This is a genomic window from Collinsella aerofaciens (assembly GCF_018785265.1).
GTDB classification, from domain to species: domain Bacteria; phylum Actinomycetota; class Coriobacteriia; order Coriobacteriales; family Coriobacteriaceae; genus Collinsella; species Collinsella aerofaciens_AI.
This window is the reverse complement of the sequence record NZ_WQPK01000042.1, coordinates 1-394: the sequence shown is the minus strand read 5'-3', so window position 1 is coordinate 394 and position 394 is coordinate 1. Positions and strand designations below refer to the sequence as shown.

Sequence of the window (394 nt, the reverse complement as noted above, 5' to 3'; positions counted from 1 at the left end):
CCGCGAGGGCGGTCCCGAGGTCCTACGGAAGGCTCACGAGGCACGAGCGGGACACGGTCCAGAGGATGCTGGAGCGCAGGGCGTCGTGCAGGGAGATCGCGAGGGAGCTGGGCAGGTCGCCCTCGACGGTGAGCGCCGAGGTGGCGTCGCACAGGTTCGTGACGGCGCCGAAGGCCAGGCGCGGCGAGCGCGTGGACGCCTCCGCCGACCTGTCGGCGGCCTGCCCGCGCCTGGCCGCGTGGCCGCGCTGCTGCAACGGCTGCGGGCGGTACCGCGTGATCGGCTGCAAGCGCCGCCCCCACGTCTTCTACGAGGCCCGGGCCGCGCAGCTGTGCGCCGACTCGGTCCTCGTCTCGTCCAGGCGCGGGATAGACGCCGACGAGCCCGCCGCGGC

General features: G+C 75.4%; 1 pseudogene. It reads left to right on the top strand.

The features are described 5' to 3' along the window. Positions 1-128: 128 nt before the first annotated feature. Positions 129-394: pseudogene (locus GPK42_RS07155) on the top strand (IS30 family transposase); the annotation flags it as partial.